Raw genomic sequence first — 22,822 nt, 5'->3', positions numbered from 1 at the left:
CGGTGGGGAGCTTGCCCTCTCCCCCACCCTCTCCCTGAAGGGAGAGGGAGCTGTCCGTGCCGGCTGCGGCCATTGTTTCAACCTGCGCCGAACGGTCCCCTCTCCCTTCAGGGAGAGGGTTAGGGAGCGGGGTAAGCCCAGGCACAGAACCCCAAAGAGCCCAGCCCTACGAAAAGCACCCTTGCAGCCCGGCCTCAAGATCAGCCCGCAACCCCGCATCCTTCTCCGCGATGAACACCAGCCGCGAGCCCTGCACCGCCTCGGCCGCTGTCGCCGGGCGCAACTGATAACGCCCACCGACATACTGCAGCCAGACCGCTTCGCCCTGCCCCGCCAATCGAATGAGCCCCTTGAGGCGTAGAAGGCCGCGCGGCAACGTCTCCAGCCATTGCTTCAGCCGCGCGCCATCGAAGCTCGCCTCGCCCTGCCAGCTCCAACTGTCGAACAGCTCGCCATGGTCGATGCCTTCCTGCCCATGGGGCCGCAGCTTGCGTGACGGCTCACCCAGCAGCAGTTCATCGGGAATCTGCGCCTGGATGGTCTCCAGCACCCGTGCACCACGGCCGAAGCGTTCGCGCTGACTGGCGCGTTCATCGCTGTCGAGCAGGTCGCACTTGTTCAGCAGCAGCAGGTCGGCGGCTGCCGCCTGCATGCGCTCCAGTCGCGCATACTCGCCTTCCAGCGGTTCCCGGCGGGCGCCGTCGACCACGGTAAGCACCGCATCCAGATGCAGGCGCCGACGCAGTTTCGGGTAGCCCAGCGTCTGCACGATGCGCTGTGGGTCGGACACCCCGCTGCATTCGATCACCACCTGTTCCAGGGGCGGGTGCAGGTTCGCCAAGCGCTCCAGTTGCGCCAGCAGGTCGTCCTGCACGCTACAGCAGATGCAGCCGTTTTCCAGGCTGTACACGGCCTCGGTCTGCTCGGCGATCATCCCGGCGTCGATATTCAGCTCGCCGAAATCATTGACGATCACCGCCAGGCGCCGGCCTTCGCAGCGCTCCAGCAGGTTGCGCAGCAGCGTGGTCTTGCCCGCCCCCAGGAAACCAGCCACCACGGTCACCGGAATGCTGGCAGCGTTCATGCGTTGACCCCTTCGATGCGCGGCGGCTCGCCCTGCCACACCGCCGTCAGAGCGGTATCGCTGAACTGGCCGAGGCGGTCGTACACCGGGCGGCCTTCGACGAACGTCAGCAGCACTTCGGTGCGATGGATGAAGTTGCGCGCCGGCTGCTCGAAGAGGTTGCGGTCAAGCACGATGAAGTCCGCCGACTTGCCCGCCTCCAGGCTACCGGTGAGCCTCTCCAGCCCCATGGCGTAGGCGCCATTGAGCGTCGCCACGCGAATCGCCTGTTCCAGGCTGATCGGCTCGCCGAAGCAGGCCGGGTCGTCGTTCCAGGGGTTCTGCCGGGTCACCAGGGTTTCCAGCGCAAGCCAAGGGTCAATCGACGCCACCGGCCAGTCGGTGCCGAATACCGCGATGCCGCCGGCGGCCAGCACCCCCTTGAAGTCATAGATGCGCTTCAGGCGATCCGTGCCGTAGCCCGAGCGCGCGCCGCTGGCGAAGGGTGTCGGGTACCAGGCCGCCGGGGAAAACTCGGCGATCACGTCCAGTTCGCGGAAGCGCTTGAGGTTGCCCGGATGCAGGATGGTGCTGTGCGCGCACTGGTGGCGCACGCCGCTGAAACCATTGCGCCGGCGCGCCTCGGCCACCGCGTCGAGGAATACGTCGGACGCCGCATCGCCGGTGCAGTGGGCGATGACGCGGATACCGCGGCGGTCCATGTCCACCACCATGTCGGTGATGTGCTCGGGCGTCAGGTTCAGCTTGCCGCGCCAGGCGTCCTCGCCCGGCCAGGGTGTAATAAGGAAGGAGGAACGCGGCTCGACGGTGCCGTCGAAATGGAACTTCACCGCGTTCGCCGACAGCCGCGCGCTGCGGTAGTAATGGCGCTCGCCGCTTAGCAGCTCCCAGCGGCGACGCACCGGGAAGATGTCGTCCTGCCAACTGATCGCCGCTTCCACGCGCAGGGTCAGTTGCCCGGCGTCGTCGAGGTACTTGAGGGCGTCCAGGCGGTTTTCGCAGACATGCAGGTACTTGGCCGCTGTAACGCCGCGCGAGCTCTGGAAGTGCACGCCCTCGCGGTAGGACTGGCGCAACACCTTGGCCGGGGTCGGCGGCATGGCGGCGTGGATCAGCGCATAGGCGCCGTCGATCAGCAGGCCGTTGGGCTCGCCGGTCAACTCGTCGCGCTCCAGGTAGCCGTTGCGCGGGTCGGCGGTGCTGGCGTCGATCCCAGCCAGTTCAAGCGCGCGGGAATTGACCATCATGGTACCCCACATGCGATCGAGCAGCGCCACGGGGCGGTCGGGCAGGATGCTGTCGAGCCACTCGCGCCCCGGCTTCAGCCCGGCTTCGCGGAAGGTATAGCGTACCCAGTACTGGCCGTAGACCCAGCCATCGCCGGGGTGGCTGTCGGCGTAGTCGCGAATGGCTTTCGCCAATTGATCCGGGGTCGGGTCCTCGATGCCAACGTCGAGATCGTCGGCATAGCGCGGGTTCAGCGCCAGGTCCGGGTGGGTGTGCATGTCGTGCAGGCCGGGCATGCAGAAGGCGCCTTCGAGGTCGCGCACCAGGGTATCGGGACCGATCAGATGCTCCATCTCCTCTCGCCGGCCTACCGCCAGCAGCCGGCCATCGCGGATGGCCATGGCCTCGGCCCAGGGCTGGGCGGGATCGAGCGTATAGAAACGGCCGTTGTGCAGCAGCAGTTCAGCGAAGCGGTCGTTTGGAGAATGGGAGGAGCGGAAGCGGTCCGGAGCGGTCATGGCAGGCCCTTATTGTTCTTGTCCGTGGAGGCAGTATAGGGCTCGGCTTCCAGCCACCGACTAGCATAAGATAACAACTCACTAGCACAAGAAGACAGCTTGAGGCTACGCCATGCCTACCGCGTCCTTCGACATCGATTACGCCTCCCGCCAGCTGTTCCGCCACTTCCTCGACGAGTGGCGCGCCCGCCCCGCTCTGCCGCCCCTGACACCCCTGCTCGGTGGCCTCGGTCTGCCCAGCAGCAGCGAAGCGGCGGCTGCCCAGATGAACTTCGCCCGCTATTACCGGCTGCTGCAGCAAGCCGCCGGGTTGCTCGGCCCGAGCGACTTCTTCCTGCGCCTGGGCCAGCGCTACAACCTCTATGACCTGGGGGTGATCGGCTATGCGCTGATCAGCGCGGCCAACCTGCGGCGCTCCTGGGACATCTCCCTCGGCCAGCCGTCGAGCCTGATGCCGCACCCCATCCACACCCACCGCGAAGAAGTTGGCGAGCACATCCGCCTGACGCTCCGACTGCCGCCCTTCAGCGACGTGGAGCGCATCGCCCTTTGCGAGGAATGGCTGAGCAGCACCTGGCGCTGGCTCTGCCAGCGCCTGCCGGACCTGGAGACCTGCCCCGGCATGCAGCTGTACCTGCCCTACCCGCCGCCAGCTCATGCGGCCTTGTATGGCGAACTTTTTCCCGGCCCCTGCCTGTTCAATGCCGGGCAAGCCGAGCTGTGGATACCGAAGGCCTTCCACGACCAGCCCTTCTCCACCGCCAACCCGTCGGTGAGCCGGCTGTGCCAGGCGCAGGGTGCAGCGACCCTGGCCAGCTTCGAGCGTGGGCCAGCGTTGCCGGACGATGTGCGCTATTACCTGCTGCAGAACGCGCGCATTCCACTCCCCGACCTGGAGCAGACCGCCGCCTGGCTGCGCCTGCCCCCGCATACGCTGCAGCGCCGGCTGCGCGAGCACGGCCTGACCTTCAAGGGAATAGTGCTGGAGGTACGCATGGCGCTGGCCCAGCGCTATCTGCTGGCCAGCCGGATGGCCTTGCAGGAAATCGCCTTCCTGCTCGGCTATGAACACGTCACCAGTTTTCACCGGGCATTCCAGCGGTTTACCGGGACGACGCCGGAGCGGTTCCGCGCCAGTCGTGGAAGCTCGGATGAACGCCCTCTCCCCCCGCCCTCTCCCTGAAGGGAGAGGGAGCCGTCCGCACCGGCTGACAGTGATGTTTCAACCTGTGCCGATCGGTCCCCTCTCCCTTCAGGGAGAGGGTTAGGGAGAGGGGCATTTTGATCGTGCAGGATCGGTGCGGCGATCAGGCTTCCTTCTCGCAATTGATCATCCACGGCACCCCGAAGCGGTCTTCCACGGCGCCGAACAGCTCGGCCCAGAAGGTCTGTTCCAGCGGCATGGTGACCTTGCCGCCCTTGCCCAGGACGTCGAACAGCCGCCGCGCCTCGGCCTTGCTGTCGACATTGAGGGTGATCGACACGCCCTTCACGCCTTCGTACTGGCCGCATTGCGGCGAGGCGTCCGAGCCCATCAGCACATGGCCGTCCACCTCCAGGCGTACGTGGATCACGCGATTCTTCAGCGCCTCGGGCATGTCCTCGCAACCCGGTGCGTCGGAGAAGCGCATCAGAGCCGGCAGTTCGGCGCGCAACACTTCGGCGTAATAACGGAAGGCTTCTTCGCAGTTGCCGTCAAAGACCAGGTAGGCATTCATCAACATGGCAGTGTCCTCCAGATTCAGGATTTGCCGGCGATTTCTGCGCGCAGGCGTTCTTCCTGCTCGCGCAGTTCAGGGGTGAATTCGGCGCCGAAGTCCTCGGCCTCGAAAATCTGCCGGATCTCGATCTCGGACTCGCCGTCGAACGGATTGGGCGAGCGCTTGACCCAGTCGATGCACTCCTGCAGCGACGCGGTCTGCATGATCCAGAAGCCGGCAATCAGCTCCTTGGTCTCGGCGAACGGGCCGTCGATCACCTGCCGCGAAGCACCGTCGAAGCGCACCCGCGCTCCCTTCGAGCTGGGATGCAGGCCTTCGCCAGCCAACATCACGCCAGCGTTCACCAGCTCCTCGTTGTAGGCCCCCATGGCGGCGAGCAGCTCTTGCTTGGGCATCACACCGGCTTCGGAGTCGGCGGTGGCTTTGACGATCACCATGAAACGCATCGTCTTTCTCCTCTTGTTGTCATTTTCAGCATGGCGGCCGGTTGCTTCCGGTTCCTGACAAGTAGTCGAAGGGCGTGACGAAAGATCGACAGGCCCCGCAAAATTTTTTCCAGCGGTCTTGCGAGGGCTTTGAGCATAGGTCGCTCGGCAGCACCCAGCCGGCGATATAGGAAAATTCGCTATGGACGCCCCTGGCTGGCGCCATTAGAACGTGCCGCTCAGCAATCGCCGGGGCCTCCCATGCAGGTTCAGCTCATCCCCATCATCGAATTGTTCTACCTGGTCGACTCCGTTCCGCTTCCCAGCAACGGTCCGTACTGGGAGCACGTCGCAAGCTGGCGGGAATACCACGAGCGCAACCTGCGGGCCAACGGCTTCAGCCCGCGGCTACGTGCCTACCTGCCGGGCAGTGCGTTCCATCGCATTGCCGACCTGAGCGACGCGGACATTTCGCGTTTGATCCAGCTGCACTGCGCCGAGGGTCTGGAAGGTTCACGGAACTGGGCCCGCGTGCCACCCCTGTCCGGGGGCTATGTGCTGCGGGTCGGCGCCCTCGACGTCCTCTTCCCGCAGTGCTGCAGCGACCTGGGCGACCTGCAAAGCTGGAAGCGCGTCGCCGCCGGCAAAAGCGCCTACCTGTACAGTGGCCACCCCTCGCCCGACATCAACCAGCACAACCAGTCCGCCAGCTTCGACTTCAATGGGCCGGGCGAGGCCTTCGTCCCACCGCCGCCCCTGCATTCGGTGACCGTGCCGCTGTCCGCCCTCACCCGCGCGGTGCAGGCAGCCGAGCGCGAGCTGAGGATATTCGCGGCCCGCCTGGAACTGCTGAACGCCAACCAGTCCATGGGCATCCCCGAGATCGAGAGGCTGCTCATCCACGGACACTGAAAGCACGCTCTGGACAGCTTCGCCCATGCTCCCTAGATTCAAACCTTTTCGCACGACACGGAGCATCGCCCCATGAGCCTGGAATCGGTTCGCGCCTTCTTTGCCGAAAAGGCCCCCGACATCGCCATCATCGAGCTGCAAACCAGCACTGCCACCGTCGCCCTGGCCGCCGAGGCCCACGGCGTGGAGCCGGGCCGCATCGCCAAGACCCTGTCCTTGCGGGTCGGCGAGCGCACCGTGCTGGTGGTCGCCCGCGGCGATGCAAGACTGGACAACCGCAAGCTCAAGGAAGCCTTTGGCGGCAAGGCCAAGATGCTCGGCGCCGAGGAAGTGGTGGAACTGACCGGGCACCCGGTGGGCGGCGTCTGTCCGTTCGGGTTGGCGACGCCGCTGCCGGTGTATTGCGATGTGTCGCTGCAGGCATTCGACGAGGTGCTGCCGGCAGCCGGCGCGGTGCACAGCGCAGTGCGGATCGAGCCGCAGCGCATGCTGGAGTTGGTCGAGGCCGATTGGATAGACGTGTGCCAGGAGCTGGCCTGAGCCCCCTGTTCCCCTGACCAGGTTCGCGAGCAAGCTCGCTCCTACAGACCAGCGTCGGCGCACACCTTGTAGGAGCGAGCTTGCTCGCGAACGCTTTCCCTTCCCGCCCCACGAACTGCCGGTGTGCTCCAGCACTGTTGCCACAGCAACACCCACCCAACACTTTGCTGTCCGCCCAGCGCCTCAACTGTTGGACTGAAAACTCAAACCATTGATTTAAAAGGAAATTAATTTCCGGCACAGCTTGTGCAATGACCCAATCAGACAGACCCGAACGCCGGGTCGATTCATCTGCCGAGGTCGCTGTACTGCCATGCCCCAACTCCCCGAATCCGCCCACTACGACATCCGCGAACCCAACGCGCACCGGATCGGCTCCGATGCCGAGGCCATCGAAATCGCCCACAAGGTCGCCGCCTTCCTGCTCGAAGGCGCCGCCGAACGCGACCGCAACCGCGAAGTCCCGCCCGAAGTCGTGGAGGTCTATTCCAACAGCGGCCTTTGGGGCATCACCGTGCCCCGCGAGTTCGGCGGCGCCGAGGTGTCCTACGCCACGCTGGCCGAAGTCATCGCCATCGTCTCCGCCGCCGACCCGTCACTGGGGCAGATTCCGCAGAACCACTACTGCCTGCTGGAAGACATCCGCCTGCAGGGCACGGAAGAACAGAAGCGCTTCTTCTTCGACCTCGCGCTCAAGGGCAACCGCTTCGCCAACGCCCTGTCGGAAACCGGTGGCAAGAACGTCCAGGACATCCAGACCCGTCTGCGCCATGACGGCGACAGCGTGCTGATCGACGGCCGCAAGGGCTATTGCACCGGCTCGCTCTACGCCCACTGGATCGGCGTGCTCGGCCTGGACGAGCAGAACAACGCGCAGCTCGCCTTCGTCCCGCGCGATACGCCGGGCCTCGTCATCGTCGACGACTGGGCCAGCATCGGCCAGCGCACCACTTCCAGCGGCACCGTGCTGGTGGAAGGCCTGCGCGTGCCGGCGTTCAACGTCTTCCCGACGCACCGCTCCTATGACGTGCCAACCCTGGCCGGCCCGTTCGCCCAGATCACCACTGCCGCCATCGACGCCGGCATCGCCCGCGCGGCGCTGCGCGACACCATCGCCTTCGTCCGCGAACAGGCGCGCCCATGGATCGACGCTGGCGTGGAGAAGGCCAGCGAAGACCCGCTGACCATCATCCAGGTCGGCGAACTGGGCATCCGCATCGAGGCCGCCGACGCCCTGCTGGAACGCGCCGGCAAGGTGATGGACGCCGCCCGCCCGGCGCCGGACGAGGACAGCGTGGCCCGCGCCTCGGTCGCCGTGGCGAAAGCCAAGGTGCTGACTACCGAAGTCGCTATCGACGCCACCAACAAGCTGTTCGAGCTGGGCGGCACCCGCTCCACCCTCGCCCGCCACGGCTTCGACCGCCACTGGCGCAACGCCCGCGTGCACACCCTGCACGACCCGGTGCGCTGGAAGTACCACCTGGTCGGCAACTGGCTGCTCAATGACAAGCGTCCGCCGCGCCACGACTGGAACTGAAAACGGTGAATACGCCTGCTGCGCGAACCGATAGCTGCGTGACTCGCGTTCGCTCGCCCTTCGGGCCCGCCTTCGGCGGTTCAGGTGAAATCACCTGTGCGACGGTGCTCGCGCTGTTCATTCGATATGTCTCGTCGCTGCGCTCCGTCCGCCTGGCTCTCGGATCGCTCGCGACGGCCTATTCACCGTTTTGGTACCCGCTATGAAAGAGATTCGCCTCAACGCCTTCGCCATGAACTGCGTCGGCCACCTGTCGCCCGGCCTCTGGCGCCACCCGCGCGACCAGCAGGCGGCGCGCTACACCGATATCCACTACTGGATCGAACTGGCGAAAACCCTCGAGCGCGGCAAGATCGACGGGCTGTTCCTGGCCGATGTGCTGGGCGTCTACGACGTCTACCACGGCAACGCCGACGCCGCGCTGTTCGCCGGCGCGCAGGTGCCGGCCAACGACCCGTTGCAGATCGTCCCGGCCATGGCCGCGGCCACCGAGCACCTGGGTTTCGGCATCACCGCCTCGGTGTCCTTCGAGCACCCGTTCCCCTTCGCCCGGCGCCTCTCCACGCTGGACCACCTGACCCGAGGCCGCGCCGGCTGGAACATCGTCACCTCCTACCTGAACAGCGGCGCGCGCAACCTGGGGCTGAAGCAGCAGCTCAACCACCAGCAGCGCTATGCCCTGGCCGAGGAGTACCTGGAGGTCTGCTACAAGCTCTGGGAAGCCAGCTGGGACGACGACGCGGTGGTCGCTGATCGCAAAACCGGCGTCTACGCCGACCCGCGCAAGGTGTACCCCATCGAGCACCAGGGCGAGCACTTCGACGTGCCCGGCTTCCACCTGAGCCAGCCCTCGCCGCAGCGCACCCCAGTGCTGTACCAGGCCGGTGCATCCAGCCGTGGCAAGGCGTTCGCCGCTGGCAATGCCGAGTGCGTATTCGTCGCAGCACCCACGAAGAACATCCTCCGCGACCAGGTGGCCGACCTCCGCCGACTTGCCGTGGAAGCCGGCCGCCAACCCAGCGACGTGCTGGTGCTGAACCAGCTCACCGTGATCGTCGCGCCGACCGACGAAGAGGCCCTGGCCAAGCTGGAAGACTATCGCCAGTACAGCGACCGCGAGGGCGCCCTGGCACTGGTATCCGGCTGGACCGGCATCGACTTCGGCCAGTACGCGCCGGACCAGGTGTTGCGCCACGTACAGAGCGACGCCATCCAGTCCGCGGTGGACGCCTTCAGCGCCGCCGACCCGGAGCGCCAGTGGACCGCCGCCGAAATCGCCGACTACTGCGCCCTAGGGGGCGACGGCCCGCTGCTGGTGGGCTCGCCGCAGACCGTGGCGGACCAGTTGCAGGCCTGGGTCGAGGAAACCGACGTCGACGGCTTCAACCTCTCCAGCCTGGTGGCGCCGGAAACCTTCGTCGACATCGTCGACCTGCTGGTGCCCGAACTGCAGGCGCGCGGGCTGTTCAAGCGCGAGTACGAGCAAGGCACCCTGCGCCACAAGCTGTTCGGCCAGGGCGACCGCCTGCGCGCGCCGCACCGCGCCGCGACGCTTCGCCGGGGTGAAAGGTAATGGACGGCTGGTTCCGCAACCTCGACTGGCACGACCTCGGTCAGGCCTGCCTGGACACACTCGCCATGCTCGGCGGCGCACTGGCCTTCACCGTGCTGCTGGGCCTGCCGCTGGGCGTGCTGCTGTACCTCACCGGCAAGCGCCAGTTGCATGAGAAACCCGGCCTGTACCGCGCGCTGTCGGTGGTGGTGAACATGCTGCGCTCGCTGCCGTTCATCATCCTGCTGATCGTGCTGATCCCGGTCACCACGCTGATCACCGGGACCTCGCTGGGCGTCGCCGGCGCCATTCCGCCGCTGGTAGTGGGCTGCACGCCGTTCTTCGCGCGGCTGGTGGAAACCGCCCTGCGTGAAGTCGACCGCGGCCTGGTGGAAGCCACCCAGGCGATGGGCGCCAGCACCTGGCAGATCATCTGGCACACCCTGCTGCCCGAAGCGCGCACCGGGCTGGTCGCCGCCGTGACCGTCACCGCCATCGTGCTGGTGGACTACACGGCGATGTCCGGCGTGATCGGCGGCGGCGGCCTGGGCGACCTGGCCATCCGCTTCGGCTACCAGCGCTTCCAGACCGACGTGATGATCATCACCGTCGCCCTGCTGATCCTGCTGGTGCAGGCCCTGCAGATGAGCGGCGACCGACTGGTAGCACGCTACACGCGGCGCTGAATTCCCCGCCCACTCCCCATCAGGGAGCGGCACCTTCGATCCAGCCGCCGGCAGCCGGCCCCGCTGCCATCCAGGCCCCACGTCCACACCACGACGGCCCACCCCAACTGTTCAAGGAGCAACACCCATGAAAAAGGCCATCGCCATCCTGGCAGCCGTCGTCGCCTTCTCCGCCCACGCGGGGGAAAAACTCGTGGTCGGCGCCACCCCGGTGCCCCACGCCGAGATCCTCGAATTCGTCAAACCGGAACTGGCCAAGGAAGGCGTCGACCTGGACATCAAGGTCTTCACCGACTTCATCCAGCCCAACCTGCAGCTCGCGCAGAAGAACCTCGACGCCAACTACTACCAGTACCGCCCCTTCCTCGATGACTTCAACAAGACCCGCCACACCGACCTGGTACCGGTGGTGGGCATCCACATCGAGCCCTTCGGCGCCTACTCCACCAAGTACAAGTCCCTCGCCGAACTGCCCGACGGCGCCAGCGTGGCCATCCCGAACGACCCGGTGAACACCGGCCGCGCCCTCGTGCTGCTGGCCGAGAGCGGCCTGATCAAGCTCAAGGACCCGACCAACCCGCAGTCCACCGAGCGCGATATCACCGACAACCCCAAGCACCTGAAGATCCGTGAGCTCGAAGGCGCCCTGCTGGCCCGCGCAGTGAAGCAGGTGGACCTGGCGTTCATCTTCGCCAACTACGCGCTGGAAGCGGGCATCGACACCAAGAGCGCGCTGATCGTGGAGAAAGGCAAGGACCTCTACGCCGAGTTCCTCGTCGCCCGCCCGGACAACATCCAGGACCCGGGCATCCAGAAGCTCGCCAAGGCGCTGAATTCGCCGGAAGTCCGGCAGTTCATCCTGACCCGCTACAAGGGCGAGATCGCCCCGGCGTTCTGATGCGAGATCGGGCGCGCGGGGGCGAAGCACCCTCTCCCCCGCCCTCTCCCTGAAGGGAGAGGGAGCCAAAAGCCCGCCGGCTGATGCAACTGTTTCAACGCACTCGGACAGTCCCCTCTCCCTTCAGGGAGAGGGTTAGGGAGAGGGAGTTCCCTGCTCCACAACCACAGGAAACCGCATGACCAACGAATCCGCACCCAAGGACCTTCGTGACCAGGCGCCCCGGCTACTCCCGGCGCGCCGCATCGAGAACGACGCCCAGGCCATCGACGCCGCCCACGAAGTGGCCCGCCTGGCGAAACCCGGCGCCGCCGCCCGCGACCGCGAGCGCGCCCTGCCCTGGCGCGAGCTGGAGCACTTCACCGCCCTCGGCCTGGGCGGCATCAGCATTCCCCGGGAGTACGGCGGTGCGCAGGTGTCCTACGCCACCGTGGCCGAGGTCTTCCGCGTGATCTGCGCCGCCGACCCGGCGCTGGGGCAGATTCCGCAGAACCAGTTTGGCCTGCTCAACGTGATCGACAACGCCGCCAGCGACGCGCAGAAGCGCGTGCTGTTCGGCGGCGTGCTGAATGGTCGGCGCATCGGCAATGCCGGCCCCGAACGCAACACCCGCAACACCCTCGAGCTCAAGGCGCGGCTGGTTCGCGACGGCGAACACTTCCGCGTCAGCGGCGAGAAGTTCTATTCCACCGGTGCGCTGTTCGCCCACTGGGTCGCGGTGAAGGCCATCGACGAGGAAGGCCGCGCCGTCATGGGTTTCGTCGAGCGCGGCGTGGAAGGCCTGCGCATCGTCGACGACTGGTCCGGCTTCGGCCAGCGCACCACCGCCAGCGGCACCGTGCTGCTGGACAACGCCCCGATCGCCGGCTCGCTGGTGATCCACAATGGCCGTCTGGCCGACGTGCCCAACATCCAGGGCGCCGTGTCGCAATTGATCCAGGCCGCCATCGACGCCGGCATCGCGGCGAACGCGCTGGAAGACGCCATCGACTTCATCCGCACGCGCACCCGCCCCTTCATCGACGCGAACGTCGAGCACGCCAGCGAAGAGCCCTTCACCGTCGCCGAGATCGGCCGCCTGCAGGTCGAACTGCACGCCGCCGAAGCGCTGCTGGAGCGCGCCGGCCATGTGCTCGACGAAGTCAGCGCGCGGCCCATCGACGACGAGTCCGCCGCCCGCGCGTCCATCGCGGTGGCCGAAGCCAAGGTGCTGACCACCGAGATCAGCCTGGCCGCCAGCGAGAAGCTCTTCGAGCTGGCCGGCAGCCGCGCCACCCTCGCCGAATTCAACCTCGACCGCCACTGGCGCAACGCCCGCGTGCACACCCTGCACGACCCGGTGCGCTGGAAGGTCCAGGCGGTTGGCGCCTATCACCTCAACGGCGCCCGCCCGGCGCGTCATTCCTGGATCTGAGGAGCGCCGATGAATAGCCTCGTACAATCTCCCCTGCAGCAGAGCAGCCCCATCCACATCATCCGCAGCGACGACGAAGCCCTGGACGTCGCCCGCGCCCTGGCCGCCGACTTCCGTGAAGGCGCCATCGCCCGCGACCGTGAACGTCGCCTGCCCTGGGACGAACTGGAGCGCTTCAGCCGCTCCGGCCTGTGGGGCATCACCGTGCCTCGCGAGTACGGCGGCGCCGGGGTTTCCCGCGTCACGGTGGCCCGCGTGATCGCCATCATCTCCGCCGCGGATGGCTCGCTGGGACAGATTCCGCAGAACCATTTCTACGCTGTCGAACTGCTGCGGGTGAACGGCAGCGAAACGCAGAAGGCCCGCCTGTTCGCCGAGGTCCTGGCCGGCGTGCGCTTCGGCAACGCCCTGGCGGAAATCGGCACGCGCACCGCCCACGACCGCACCACCCGCCTCACGCGCGAGGACGGCCAGTTGCGCATCCACGGGCGCAAGTTCTACTGCACCGGCGCGCTCTATGCGCAACGCATTCCGACCCTGGTGATCGACGACGAGGGCGTCCAGCAGTTCGCCTTCATCGAGCGCGACAGGCAGGGCGTGGAGGTGATCGACGACTGGTCCGGCTTCGGCCAGCGCACCACCGGCAGCGGCAGCGTGGTATTCGATGGCGCGCCCGTGAGCGAGGACGACATCGTGCCGTTCCAGAGCGCGTTCGAGCGCCCGACCACCGTCGGTCCCTTCGCGCAGATCCTGCACGCCGCCATCGATGCCGGCATTGCCCGAGGCGCCTATGAGGATGCGCTGGTGTTCCTGCGCGAGAAGGCACGGCCGTGGATCGATTCGGGCGTGGACAAGGCCAGCGACGACCCGCTGGCGATCAACGAAATCGGCCGCCTGGCGATCCGCCTGCACGCCGCCGAAGCGCTGCTGGATCGCTCGGGCCGCGTGCTCGACGCGGCCACCGCCGAGCCCAATGCCGAGAGCGTCGCTGCCGCCTCCATCGCCGTGGCCGAGGCGCGGGCGATCACCACCGAAGTCTCGCTGCTGGCGGGCAGCAAGCTGATCGAACTGGGCGGCAGCCGCGCCAGCCTCGCCGAGCTGGGCCTTGACCGCCACTGGCGCAATGCCCGCGTGCACACCCTGCACGACCCGGCGCGCTGGAAGTACTTCGCGGTGGGCAACTACTACCTCAACGGCAAGCTGCCGCCGCGTCGGGGGACCCTCTGATGCCCCGCACCGCCTCCGCTTTTCGTAGGAGCGGACTCCGTCCGCGATCAGCCCCTGCGCTGCGCCCTATCGCGGAAAAAGTTCGCTCCTACAAAGGCGCTCCGTCGTGCACCGCGCCCGCTTTTCGTAGGAGCGAGCTTGCTCGCGAACAGCCCGAGCGCTGGATGGTTCGCGAGCAAGCTCGCTCCTACAGGGCTCCTGGCTGCAACGTAGGGCGCATAACGCCCACGGCGTTATCCGCCATGGCGGATAACCCGTTACGGGTGATTCGCCCTACGGCTGCCGCAGAGCCCTTACCGAGCCGCCCTCGCAAGGACTTCCCATGACCCAGAAGCAGATCCTCCTCAACGCCTTCAGCATGAATTGCGTCGGCCACATCAACCACGGCCTGTGGACCCATCCGCGCGACCGCTCGACGGACTTCAACAAGCTCAGCCACTGGACCGACCTCGCGCGCCTGCTGGAAAAGGGCCTGTTCGACGGCCTGTTCCTGGCCGACATCCTCGGCGTCTACGACGTCTACCAGAACGGCATCGAGCTCACCGCGAAAGAAGCCATTCAATTGCCGGTGAACGACCCGCTGATGCTGGTCTCGGCCATGGCCGGCGCCACGCAGCACCTGGGCTTCGGCGTCACCGCCAACCTCACCTACGAGGCGCCCTACCCGTTCGCCCGCCGGCTCTCCACGCTGGATCACCTGAGCGATGGCCGGGTCGGCTGGAACATCGTCACCGGCTACCTGGAAAGCACCGCCCGCGCCATGGGCCAGGCGCGGCAGATCGACCACGACCGCCGCTACGACCGCGCCGACGAGTACCTGGAGGTGCTCTACAAGCTCTGGGAAGGCAGCTGGGAAGACGACGCCGTAATCGCCGACCGCCAGCGTCGCGTCTACGCGCAGCCGGGCAAGGTGCACAAGGTCCGTCACCACGGCGAGTTCTTCGACGTCGAGGGTTACCACCTCAGCCAGCCCTCGCCGCAGCGCACGCCACTGCTGTTTCAGGCCGGTGCGTCGAATCGCGGGCTGGCCTTCGCCGCGCGCCACGCCGAGTGCGTCTTCGTCTCGGCGCAGACCCGCGAAGCCACCCGCATCCTGGTGGACCGCATCCGCCAGGCGGCGGTCGATGCTGGCCGCCGGGCGGACGACATCAAGGTGTTCATGGGCATCAACGTCATCGTCGCGCCGACCGAGGCCGAGGCCCGCGACAAGCTCGCCGAGTACCGCCGCTTCGCCAGCGCCGAGGCGGGGCTTGCGCACTTCGCCAGCACCACCGGCATCGACTTCTCGCGCTATGCACTGGACGAGCCGATCCGCTACGAGAAGACCAACGCCATCGAGTCCGCCACCAAGGCCCTGACCGTCGCCCGCACCGACGCCACCGTGCGCCAGTTGCTGGAGCAGTTGGCTCTCGGCGGACGCTACACCACGTTGGTGGGCAACCCGGTGCAGGTGGCAGACGAGTTGCTGGGCTGGATCAACGAGGCGGGCCTGGATGGGTTCAACCTGACCCGCACCGTGGAGCCGGAAAGCTATGCCGACTTCATCGACCTCGTGGTGCCCGAACTGCAAAGCCGTGGCGCCTACAAGACCGCCTACGCAGACGGCACCCTGCGGGAAAAACTCTTCGGCGCCGGCCGCGCCCGACTGCCCGCAAGGCATGTCGGGGCAAGCTTCCGCCAGGCAACCGCCACTGGAGCGACTCCAGCCTTCCCTGCGTAAAAACTCTAAAAGGATTCGTTGCCATGCATGCACGCTTCAAGCTGACCCTCGGCCTCTCGCTGAGCCTCCTCGCCGCCGGCCTCACCCAGGCTGCCGACACCCTGCGCCTGGGCACCACTGCCGCCTTCGCCCCGCCGCTGGAAGTGGCGGTGAAAGAAGCCGCCCAGCAGGGACTGAAGGTCGAACTGGTGGAGTTCACCGACTGGAACGCACCGAACATCACCCTCGACCACGGCGATATCGACGCCAACTACTTCCAGCACACACCCTTCCTGGAGAACGCCAACCGCGAGGGCGGCCTGCACCTGAAGGCGTTCGCGCCGGGGATCATCAACAACGTCGGCCTGTACTCAACCAAGTACAAGGCCATCGCCGACCTGCCCGATGGCGCCAAGGTCGCCATCGCCAACGACCCGATCAATGGCGGTCGCGGCCTGCAACTGCTGCAGAAGGCAGGGCTGCTCAAGCTCAAGGATGGCGTGGGCTACAAGGCAACGCTGGACGACATCGTGGCCAACCCGAAGCACATCCAGATCATCGAACTGGAAGCCGTGCAGTTGGTGCGCGCACTGGACGATGTCGACCTCGCCCAGGGCTACCCGCATTACATCAGCCTGGCCGGGACCATCGACCCTAACAGCGCGCTGCTGTTCGACGGCATCGAGAACAAGGAGTACGTCATCCAGTTCGTCACCCGTGACGACTTCAAGGACCCGGACGGCCGGCTGAAGAAATTCGTCGACCTCTACCAGCACTCGCCGCAGGTCCGCGCCGCCCTGGACAAGGCCCACGGCTCGCTCTACCAGCCGGGCTGGAAGTAATGCGCCGGAAACGCCTACGCCAACGGCAGCCCTTTCCCTGAAGAGAGAGGGAGCTGTCCGCAGCACACCGAACATTGGTGCCACCTCGGTGCCTCCGGCCAAAAGCCGAAACTCCCGAATACACCGAACCAGTCCCCTCTCCCTTCAGGGAGAGGGCTAGGGAGAGGGAAACAGCCCCGCTCCAAACTCAAAGAACAGGCCCCCACCATGGTCAGCTTCAACCGCAACCTCGAACTCGCCACCCAGCACATCGCCCTGCGCGGCCTGGGCAAGACCTACGCCGGCCACCATGGTCCGGTGGAGGCGCTGAGCGACATCGAACTCTCCGTCCGCCGCGGCGAAGTGTTCGGCATCATCGGCCGCAGCGGCGCCGGCAAGAGCTCGCTGATCCGCACCCTCAACCGCCTGGAACAGCCCAGCGTCGGCCAGGTGCTGATCGACGGCGAGGACATCGGCGCCTTCGATGCCCAGCAACTGGTCGGCCTGCGCCGCCGCGTGGGCATGATCTTCCAGCACTTCAACCTGATGTCGGCCAAGACGGTCGCGCAGAACATCGCCCTGCCCCTGCGGGTGGCCGGCGTACCCAAGGCACGCATCGCCGACCGAGTGGATGAACTGCTGCAACTGGTCGGCCTGACCGACAAGCGCCACGCCTACCCGGCGCAACTCTCCGGCGGACAGAAGCAGCGCGTCGGCATCGCCCGCGCGCTGGTGCACCAGCCGGAAATCCTGCTCTGCGACGAGGCCACCTCGGCGCTGGACCCCGAGAGCACCCAGGCCATCCTCGCGCTGCTGCGCGACATCAACCGCCGCCTGGGCCTGACCATCGTACTGATCACCCACGAGATGGCAGTGATCCGCGAAATCTGCGACCGCGTGGTGGTGCTCGAACGCGGGCGCATCGTCGAACAGGGCGACGTCTGGGAAGTCTTCGGCAACCCCCGGCACGAGGTCAGCCGCACCCTGCTCGGCTCGCTGCAACAGCACCTGCCGCCAGACCTGCTGGCGCGCCTGGAGCATCCTTCGGCCGACGAAGTCATCCTCGACCTGCACTACACCGGCGTACGCGAGCAGGAGCCGGACCTGCTGGCCATCGCCCAGGCCCTGGGCAGCCGCGTCAGCCTGCTGCACGGCGGCATCGAGCGCATCCAGGGCCGCGCCCTGGGCCGCCTGCTGCTGAGCGTTGCCGCGCCCGCCGCCAGCGCCCCGCAACTGCTCGAACGCGCCCGCGATGTCGCCGACCGCCTGGAGGTGCTCACCCATGCCTGAACGCCTGTTGCAAGGTCTGCTCGACACCCTGCTGATGATCGGCGCGTCCTCGGCCATCGTCTTTCTGGTGGGCATCCCGCTGGCCCTGGTGCTGGTCACCACCGGCCCCGGCGGGATCTTCCAGGCGCGCCTGCTCAACCAGGGCCTGGGTAGCGTGGTCAATGTGCTGCGCTCGATTCCGTTCCTGATCCTGATGGTCGCGCTGATTCCCTTCACCCGGCTGATCGTCGGCACCAGCTACGGCGTGTGGGCCGCGGTGGTACCGCTGACCATCGCCGCCACGCCGTTCTTCGCGCGCATCGCCGAAGTCAGCCTGCGCGAGGTCGACCACGGCCTGATCGAGGCCGCGCAAGCGATGGGCTGCCAGCCCCGGCACATCATCTGGAACGTGCTGCTGCCCGAGGCGCGGCCGGGCATCGTCGCCGGCTTCACCATCACCCTGGTGACCATGATCAACTCCTCGGCCATGGCCGGCGCCATCGGTGCCGGCGGCCTGGGCGACCTGGCCTACCGCTACGGCTACCAGCGCTTCGATACCCAGGTGATGCTCACCGTGATCATCCTGCTGGTGGCGCTGGTGACCCTGATCCAGTTCGGCGGCGACCGCCTGGCGCGCTGGCTGAACAAGCGGCTGTGACGTTCGTCGGCTGACGTTGGCGCTGCCTAACTTCCACGCGGGTTGCGTCTAACCTGACAACACACCCGCCCCTCCGTGCCCAGGCACAGCTCGTGGATGCGTGGCGTCCCTGTGCCCACTGCGGAGGCGTTCGTCGTGGCCAACCCCCTGTCCACCCTGGGTATCGTGCATACCGCCGTCAGCCTGGTGCCGCTCGTTGCCGGCCTCTGGGCGTTCTACCGGGCTGGGCGCATCGATCCACGCAGCGCGGTCGGGCGCTGGTATGTGTGCGGAATGATCCTTGGCGTGCTCACCGCGTTCGGACTCTCCAGCACGGGGGGCTTCAATGCGGGCCACGCCATCGGCATCCTCTGCCTGGTCGCCATCGCGGTGGGCAGCTACGCGCAACGTATCAGTGCGCTCGGCGGACTGGGCGAATACCTGGAAACCGCAGCCATGAGCTTCAGCTTCTTCCTGATGATGATCCCCACGCTCAACGAATCCCTGTCGCGCCTGCCGCCGTCCAACCCCATAGGCCACGGCCCGGACTCGCCGCCGGTACAGACGGCCGTGATGATCGCCTTGCTGGTCTTCAGCATCGGCGTGCTCTACCAGTTCTACCGCATCCATCGCCGCCGCATGCCACCGGCACGCCCGGTGCACTAAGGGTCTATGCCGGCGGCGTCCCCTTTTCGGAGCGCCGCCATGACCGTCCGCCGCATCGTCGCCAACCTCGCCACCGGCAAGCCTGCCGACGTCGCGCGTTTCTACCGCGAGCTGTTCGACCTGGAAATCGTGATGGACCACGGTTGGCTGATCACCCTCGCCAGCGGTGACAGCGCCCTGGCACAGATGAGCCTTGCCAGCGAAGGGGGCTCCGGCGCGCCGGTGCCGGACCTTTCCATCGAAGTGGACAATCTCGACGAGGTACACGAGCGCGCCCTGGCCGCCGGCCATGAGATCACCTACACGCTTACCCTGGAGCCCTGGGGCGTGCGGCGCTTCTTCGTGCGCGATCCGTCGGGGACGCTGGTGAACGTGCTCCAGCACGTTCATTAAGAAGAGGGTTCGCGAGCAAGCTCGCTCCTACATTCGCCTTGGCATTCTTCCTGTAGGAGTGAGCTTGCTCGCGAAGTCTTTCAGCGATTAAGGAAGCTCAGCAAATCGTCGTTCACCTGATCGGCCATGGTGGTGCACATGCCGTGCGAACCGCCCTTGTAGACCTTCAGCTCGCCCTTCTGCACCAGCTCCACCGAGCGCTGGCCGGCAGCACCGATGGGCACGATCTGGTCGTCGTCGCCATGGAGGATCAGCGCCGGGACGTCGATCTTCTTCAGGTCCTCGGTGTAGTCCACCTCGGAGAACTCGCGGATGCACAGGTACAGGCCCAGGTGCCCGCCCATCATGCCCTGCAGCCAGAAGTTGTCGATCACCCCCTGGGACGCCTTCACACCCGGCCGGTTGTAGCCGTAGAACGGCAGCGCCAGGTCCTTGAAGAACTGCGAGCGGTCTTCCTTCACCCCCTTGCGGATGCCATCGAACACATCGATCGGCAGGCCGCCGGGGTTGGCCGCGGTCTTGAGCATCAGCGGCGGCACCGCACCGATCAGCACGGCGCCGGAAAGCCGCTTGGTGCCATGGCGGCCAATATAGTGCGCCACCTCGCCACCGCCGGTGGAGTGGCCCACCAGCGTGGCGCCCTTCAGATCCAGCGCGTCGATCACCGCCGCCAGGTCGTCGGCGTAGGTGTCCATGTCATTGCCCTTGGCCGGCTGGCCCGAACGCCCATGGCCGCGGCGGTCATGGGCGATGACCCGGTAGCCCTTCTGCACCAGGAAGAGCATCTGCGCATCCCAGGCGTCGGCATTGAGCGGCCAGCCGTGGGAGAACACCACCGGCTGCCCGCTGCCCCAATCCTTGTAGAAGATCTCAGTGCCATCTTTCGCTTTGACGAAGCTCATTTAGGTCGTTTCCTTCAGGGAGTGGTTGAAAAAGAAACGCCGTGACCTCAGCGATAGCGGACCGCTCTACGGCGGCCTTGAGCATAGCCAGCGCGGTGACGCCGGCAGCCGCTCCCGGCAGCTTTCCGACGAGCGACGGCTCAGCCGATGCCTGCCGCGAACAGTCCACCGAGCCAATCGGAGAACACCCGCAGGCGCCGCGACATCTGCCGGCGCACCGGGTGCAGCACGCTGACCGGCAGCGGCGGCGGCTGCCAGGCACGCAGCACCTCCACCAATTCGCCGCTGGCCAGGCCCTCGCGCAGGTGGTAGCGCGGTGCCTGGATCAGGCCGAAGCCGGCGCGACAGGCGGCGATGTAGGCGTCGGCGTGGTTCACCGACAGGCGGCTGGGCAGCCGCTGCGTCCGTAGCTGGCCGTCGAAGCGGAACTCCAGGTCGAAGATGCGCCCGCTGGAAGCCGACTGGTAATTGACCGCGAAATGTCCTTCCAGGTGATCCGGATGCTCGGGCAATCCGAACTCCCGCACATAGGCGCGGCTCACGCAGGTCAGTTGCTCCAGCTCGGCGATGCGCCGACCGACCAGGCTGGAATCCGGCAGTTCACCGGCACGCAGCACGCAGTCCACGCCCTCGCGCACCAGGTCCACCTGGCGGTCATTCAGGCTCAGTTCCAGCTCGATCTGCGGGTAGCGCCGGCAGAATTCCGGCAGCGCCGGGATTACCACCAGCCGCCCCAGCGAGCTGGGCAGGTCGATGCGCAGCTTGCCGCGCGGGTTGTCGGGCGAGTCGGAGAAGCAGTTCTCCGCCTCCTCCAGATCCTCCAGCAGGCGCACGCAGCGCTCGTAGTAGGCCTGGCCATCAGCCGTGACGCTGACCTGCCGCGTGGTGCGGCGCAGCAGTTGCACCCCCAGGTGCGTCTCCAGTTGCTGGATCAGCTGGGTCACGCTGGCGCGCGGCATCTGCAGGCTGTCCGCCGCCTTGCCGAAGGCCTTGAGTTCGACGATGCGGGTGTAGACCTGCATGGCCTGCAAGCGGTCCATGGCACGCTCCGATTATTCATCCAGGCCGAATAGTTAAACCGCAATCTGCCAGTTTATCCATGCCTGACAAACAACAAGAATGGTGCTGCCCCTTTCCTCACCCCGGAGAATCCCGCATGAAGACCCGTCGCCTGGGCTCGCAAGGCCCCCTCGTCTCCGCCATCGGCCTCGGCTGCATGGGCATGTCCGACTTCTACACCACCGGCAGCGATGAAGCCGAATCCATCGCCACCCTGCACCGCGCGCTGGAGCTGGGCGTCACCCTGCTCGACACCGCCGACATCTATGGCCCGCATACCAACGAGGAGCTGCTCGGCCGCGCCCTGAAGGGCAAGCGCGAGCAGGTCTTCCTCGCCACCAAGTTCGGCATCGTGCGCACTCCGGACCAGCCGCAGGTGCGCGGTGCCAACGGCAGCCCGGCGTACATCCGCCAGTCCGTCGAAGGCAGCCTGAAGCGCCTGGGCACCGATCACATCGACCTCTACTACCAGCACCGCGTCGACCCCAAGGTGCCCATCGAGGAAACCGTCGGCGCCCTGGCCGAACTGGTGAAGGCCGGCAAGGTGCGCTATCTCGGCCTGAGCGAGGCCTCGGCCGACACCCTGGAGCGCGCACACCAGGTCCACCCGATCACCGCACTCCAGAGCGAGTACTCGCTGTGGACCCGCGATCCGGAAGAGAATGGCGTGCTGGCCGCGTGCGAACGCCTGGGTGTCGGCTTCGTACCCTACAGTCCGCTGGGCCGTGGCTTCCTCACCGGCGCGCTGAAGAGCCCGGATGATTTTGCCCAAGACGATTACCGCCGCTCCAGCCCGCGCTTCACCGGGGAAAACTTTGCGAAGAACCTGCGTCTGGTGGACAAGGTCGCCGAGCTGGCCGCCGCCCGCGGAGTGAAGCCCTCGCAACTGGCACTGGCCTGGGTGCTGGCCCAGGGCGAGCACCTGGTGCCGATCCCTGGTACCAAGCAGCGCAAGTACCTGGAAGAGAACGTTGCCGCCGTGGACCTGGCGCTGACCCAGGCCGAGCTGCTGGAACTGGACGCAATCTTCCCGGCCGGGGCGGCTGCGGGCGGGCGCTACAGCGAACAGGTAATGGCGCTGATCCAGTAAAAGCTCTGCATCGGGGCTCCGGTGGACGCTCGCAGCGGTTATGCTGACAGGGTCTACCGGAGGCTCCATGCGATTCGTTCCCGCCGCCCTGCTCGTACTTTCCTTCCTTCCCCTCGCCGCCCACGCGGATGAGGAATGCCAGGTAACGGCCGTGTTCAGCGGCGACCAGCTGACCTGCCAGCGCGCAGACGGCGGCGATACGACGATCCACCTGCGCGGCATCACCGCACCGGCACTGGAACAGCCCTTCGGCCAGCGCTCCCGTGCGGCCCTGGTGCAGCTCGCGCTGGGCAAGAGCGCCACCCTCAAGCACGCCGAGCAGCTCCCTGACGGCAGCCTGCGCGCGGCGGTCTGGGTCACTCCGGCGGAATGCCCGAACTGTGGTCACACGCTGGATATCGGTCGGGCACAGCTGAGCATCGGTCTTGCGCGTTGGCGGCAGAGCGATGCGCAGACGCCTGAGGAAGTCGGCCAGTACCAGTTCGAGGAGCACGAGGCCAAGGCGCGCCGCACCAATCTCTGGCGCAAGCCCTGACGCGGCACTC

23 protein-coding genes are annotated in these 22,822 nt (G+C 66.7%); 17 read left to right on the top strand and 6 right to left on the bottom strand.

All coding sequences use genetic code 11. The features are described from left to right. Positions 1–166: 166 nt before the first annotated feature. Both C167_RS0109565 and C167_RS0109560 read right to left on the bottom strand, forming a co-directional pair. Positions 167–1,084, bottom strand: coding sequence for a CobW family GTP-binding protein (locus C167_RS0109565; RefSeq protein WP_017518052.1), 918 nt, complete (start codon positions 1,082–1,084; stop codon positions 167–169). Beyond that, the gene (locus tag C167_RS0109560) at positions 1,081–2,829 is read right to left on the bottom strand and encodes an amidohydrolase (protein ID WP_017518051.1); all 1,749 of its coding nucleotides are present in this window, start codon (positions 2,827–2,829) and stop codon (positions 1,081–1,083) included. Before C167_RS0109560 ends, C167_RS0109565 begins: the two co-directional genes overlap by 4 nt. 112 nt (positions 2,830–2,941) lie before the next feature. Here C167_RS0109560 and C167_RS0109555 point away from each other — a divergent pair, with 112 nt between their 5' ends. Continuing rightward, complete coding sequence (locus C167_RS0109555) at positions 2,942–4,012, top strand: helix-turn-helix transcriptional regulator (protein ID WP_017518050.1); 1,071 nt, start codon at positions 2,942–2,944, stop codon at positions 4,010–4,012. Positions 4,013–4,136: 124 nt separating this feature from the next. Here the strand turns inward: C167_RS0109555 and C167_RS0109550 are convergent, their stop codons facing one another. Further along, positions 4,137–4,553 (bottom strand): VOC family protein, encoded by a 417-nt coding sequence (locus tag C167_RS0109550; RefSeq protein WP_017518049.1) that lies wholly within the window; start codon positions 4,551–4,553, stop codon positions 4,137–4,139. Positions 4,554–4,570: 17 nt separating this feature from the next. Next, positions 4,571–4,996 carry a YciI family protein gene (locus C167_RS0109545; RefSeq protein ID WP_017518048.1) on the bottom strand — a complete coding sequence of 142 codons (426 nt, stop codon included), beginning with the start codon at positions 4,994–4,996 and terminating at the stop codon, positions 4,571–4,573. A gap of 240 nt (positions 4,997–5,236) precedes the next feature. Between C167_RS0109545 and C167_RS0109540 the strand changes: the two genes are divergently transcribed. From C167_RS0109540 to C167_RS0109475, 14 genes are all read left to right on the top strand, one after another. Further along, on the top strand, positions 5,237–5,887 hold the full coding sequence (locus tag C167_RS0109540; protein WP_017518047.1) for a hypothetical protein: 651 nt from the start codon (positions 5,237–5,239) through the stop codon (positions 5,885–5,887). Between the two features lie 72 nt (positions 5,888–5,959). Beyond that, the gene (locus C167_RS0109535; protein ID WP_017518046.1) at positions 5,960–6,427 is read left to right on the top strand and encodes a YbaK/EbsC family protein; all 468 of its coding nucleotides are present in this window, start codon (positions 5,960–5,962) and stop codon (positions 6,425–6,427) included. 313 nt (positions 6,428–6,740) lie between these two features. Beyond that, positions 6,741–7,964, top strand: a complete 1,224-nt coding sequence (locus tag C167_RS0109530) for an SfnB family sulfur acquisition oxidoreductase (RefSeq protein ID WP_017518045.1) — start codon at positions 6,741–6,743, stop codon at positions 7,962–7,964. 202 nt (positions 7,965–8,166) lie between these two features. Beyond that, the gene (locus tag C167_RS0109525; protein ID WP_017518044.1) at positions 8,167–9,537 is read left to right on the top strand and encodes an LLM class flavin-dependent oxidoreductase; all 1,371 of its coding nucleotides are present in this window, start codon (positions 8,167–8,169) and stop codon (positions 9,535–9,537) included. After that, positions 9,537–10,202, top strand: a complete 666-nt coding sequence (locus C167_RS0109520) for a methionine ABC transporter permease (RefSeq protein WP_017518043.1) — start codon at positions 9,537–9,539, stop codon at positions 10,200–10,202. The genes C167_RS0109525 and C167_RS0109520 overlap by 1 nt, the downstream gene beginning before the upstream one ends. A 127-nt stretch (positions 10,203–10,329) precedes the next feature. Then, entirely contained in the window at positions 10,330–11,100 is a 771-nt protein-coding gene (locus C167_RS0109515) for a MetQ/NlpA family ABC transporter substrate-binding protein (protein WP_017518042.1), read from the top strand. Positions 11,101–11,278: 178 nt separating this feature from the next. After that, positions 11,279–12,514, top strand: coding sequence for an SfnB family sulfur acquisition oxidoreductase (locus tag C167_RS0109510; protein WP_017518041.1), 1,236 nt, complete (start codon positions 11,279–11,281; stop codon positions 12,512–12,514). A 9-nt stretch (positions 12,515–12,523) separates the two neighbouring features. Beyond that, positions 12,524–13,741, top strand: a complete 1,218-nt coding sequence (locus C167_RS0109505) for an SfnB family sulfur acquisition oxidoreductase (protein ID WP_017518040.1) — start codon at positions 12,524–12,526, stop codon at positions 13,739–13,741. A gap of 322 nt (positions 13,742–14,063) precedes the next feature. Beyond that, positions 14,064–15,461, top strand: a complete 1,398-nt coding sequence (locus C167_RS0109500) for an LLM class flavin-dependent oxidoreductase (RefSeq protein WP_017518039.1) — start codon at positions 14,064–14,066, stop codon at positions 15,459–15,461. Between the two features lie 23 nt (positions 15,462–15,484). Further along, on the top strand, positions 15,485–16,282 hold the full coding sequence (locus tag C167_RS0109495) for a MetQ/NlpA family ABC transporter substrate-binding protein (protein WP_017518038.1): 798 nt from the start codon (positions 15,485–15,487) through the stop codon (positions 16,280–16,282). A gap of 207 nt (positions 16,283–16,489) precedes the next feature. Next, positions 16,490–17,551: a methionine ABC transporter ATP-binding protein gene (locus C167_RS0109490; RefSeq protein WP_017518037.1), complete on the top strand. Its 1,062-nt coding sequence runs from the start codon at positions 16,490–16,492 to the stop codon at positions 17,549–17,551. After that, entirely contained in the window at positions 17,514–18,188 is a 675-nt protein-coding gene (locus tag C167_RS0109485; protein ID WP_085988843.1) for a methionine ABC transporter permease, read from the top strand. The genes C167_RS0109490 and C167_RS0109485 overlap by 38 nt, the downstream gene beginning before the upstream one ends. 135 nt (positions 18,189–18,323) lie before the next feature. Next, positions 18,324–18,833, top strand: coding sequence for a hypothetical protein (locus tag C167_RS0109480; protein ID WP_037006082.1), 510 nt, complete (start codon positions 18,324–18,326; stop codon positions 18,831–18,833). A gap of 39 nt (positions 18,834–18,872) precedes the next feature. Then, the gene (locus C167_RS0109475; RefSeq protein ID WP_017518034.1) at positions 18,873–19,226 is read left to right on the top strand and encodes a VOC family protein; all 354 of its coding nucleotides are present in this window, start codon (positions 18,873–18,875) and stop codon (positions 19,224–19,226) included. An 80-nt stretch (positions 19,227–19,306) separates the two neighbouring features. On the opposite strand, the gene C167_RS0109470 is transcribed toward C167_RS0109475, so the two are convergent. Together C167_RS0109470 and C167_RS0109465 are read right to left on the bottom strand one after the other, a co-directional pair. After that, entirely contained in the window at positions 19,307–20,128 is an 822-nt protein-coding gene (locus tag C167_RS0109470; RefSeq protein ID WP_017518033.1) for an alpha/beta fold hydrolase, read from the bottom strand. A gap of 140 nt (positions 20,129–20,268) precedes the next feature. After that, the gene (locus tag C167_RS0109465) at positions 20,269–21,168 is read right to left on the bottom strand and encodes a LysR family transcriptional regulator (RefSeq protein ID WP_017518032.1); all 900 of its coding nucleotides are present in this window, start codon (positions 21,166–21,168) and stop codon (positions 20,269–20,271) included. A 116-nt stretch (positions 21,169–21,284) separates the two neighbouring features. On the opposite strand from C167_RS0109465, the gene C167_RS0109460 reads away from it, so the two are divergent. After that, positions 21,285–22,277 carry an aldo/keto reductase gene (locus C167_RS0109460; protein ID WP_026078922.1) on the top strand — a complete coding sequence of 331 codons (993 nt, stop codon included), beginning with the start codon at positions 21,285–21,287 and terminating at the stop codon, positions 22,275–22,277. Between the two features lie 67 nt (positions 22,278–22,344). Then, positions 22,345–22,812: a thermonuclease family protein gene (locus tag C167_RS0109455; protein ID WP_017518031.1), complete on the top strand. Its 468-nt coding sequence runs from the start codon at positions 22,345–22,347 to the stop codon at positions 22,810–22,812. Positions 22,813–22,822: the final 10 nt, after the last annotated feature.

The sequence above is a fragment of the Pseudomonas nitroreducens TX1 genome (genome assembly GCF_000313755.1).
GTDB classification, from domain to species: Bacteria; Pseudomonadota; Gammaproteobacteria; order Pseudomonadales; family Pseudomonadaceae; genus Pseudomonas; species Pseudomonas nitroreducens_A.
The sequence above is the reverse complement of the archived record's forward strand: the minus strand, read 5'-3'. Positions and strand labels throughout refer to the sequence as shown.

Bases quoted from the DNA above. Each gene is read 5' to 3' on its own strand.
- C167_RS0109475 (WP_017518034.1), top strand. From the start codon at position 18,873: ATGACCGTCCGCCGCATCGTCGCCAACCTCGCCACCGGCAAGCCTGCC.
- C167_RS0109535 (WP_017518046.1), top strand. From the start codon at position 5,960: ATGAGCCTGGAATCGGTTCGCGCCTTCTTTGCCGAAAAGGCCCCCGAC.
- C167_RS0109545 (WP_017518048.1), bottom strand. From the start codon at position 4,996: ATGCGTTTCATGGTGATCGTCAAAGCCACCGCCGACTCCGAAGCCGGT.
- C167_RS0109565 (WP_017518052.1), bottom strand. From the start codon at position 1,084: ATGAACGCTGCCAGCATTCCGGTGACCGTGGTGGCTGGTTTCCTGGGG.
- C167_RS0109455 (WP_017518031.1), top strand. From the start codon at position 22,345: ATGCGATTCGTTCCCGCCGCCCTGCTCGTACTTTCCTTCCTTCCCCTC.
- C167_RS0109525 (WP_017518044.1), top strand. From the start codon at position 8,167: ATGAAAGAGATTCGCCTCAACGCCTTCGCCATGAACTGCGTCGGCCAC.
- C167_RS0109555 (WP_017518050.1), top strand. From the start codon at position 2,942: ATGCCTACCGCGTCCTTCGACATCGATTACGCCTCCCGCCAGCTGTTC.
- C167_RS0109490 (WP_017518037.1), top strand. From the start codon at position 16,490: ATGGTCAGCTTCAACCGCAACCTCGAACTCGCCACCCAGCACATCGCC.
- C167_RS0109500 (WP_017518039.1), top strand. From the start codon at position 14,064: ATGACCCAGAAGCAGATCCTCCTCAACGCCTTCAGCATGAATTGCGTC.
- C167_RS0109495 (WP_017518038.1), top strand. From the start codon at position 15,485: ATGCATGCACGCTTCAAGCTGACCCTCGGCCTCTCGCTGAGCCTCCTC.
- C167_RS0109560 (WP_017518051.1), bottom strand. From the start codon at position 2,829: ATGACCGCTCCGGACCGCTTCCGCTCCTCCCATTCTCCAAACGACCGC.
- C167_RS0109460 (WP_026078922.1), top strand. From the start codon at position 21,285: ATGAAGACCCGTCGCCTGGGCTCGCAAGGCCCCCTCGTCTCCGCCATC.
- C167_RS0109530 (WP_017518045.1), top strand. From the start codon at position 6,741: ATGCCCCAACTCCCCGAATCCGCCCACTACGACATCCGCGAACCCAAC.
- C167_RS0109485 (WP_085988843.1), top strand. From the start codon at position 17,514: ATGTCGCCGACCGCCTGGAGGTGCTCACCCATGCCTGAACGCCTGTTG.
- C167_RS0109510 (WP_017518041.1), top strand. From the start codon at position 11,279: ATGACCAACGAATCCGCACCCAAGGACCTTCGTGACCAGGCGCCCCGG.
- C167_RS0109515 (WP_017518042.1), top strand. From the start codon at position 10,330: ATGAAAAAGGCCATCGCCATCCTGGCAGCCGTCGTCGCCTTCTCCGCC.
- C167_RS0109465 (WP_017518032.1), bottom strand. From the start codon at position 21,168: ATGGACCGCTTGCAGGCCATGCAGGTCTACACCCGCATCGTCGAACTC.
- C167_RS0109550 (WP_017518049.1), bottom strand. From the start codon at position 4,553: ATGTTGATGAATGCCTACCTGGTCTTTGACGGCAACTGCGAAGAAGCC.
- C167_RS0109470 (WP_017518033.1), bottom strand. From the start codon at position 20,128: ATGAGCTTCGTCAAAGCGAAAGATGGCACTGAGATCTTCTACAAGGAT.
- C167_RS0109520 (WP_017518043.1), top strand. From the start codon at position 9,537: ATGGACGGCTGGTTCCGCAACCTCGACTGGCACGACCTCGGTCAGGCC.
- C167_RS0109505 (WP_017518040.1), top strand. From the start codon at position 12,524: ATGAATAGCCTCGTACAATCTCCCCTGCAGCAGAGCAGCCCCATCCAC.
- C167_RS0109540 (WP_017518047.1), top strand. From the start codon at position 5,237: ATGCAGGTTCAGCTCATCCCCATCATCGAATTGTTCTACCTGGTCGAC.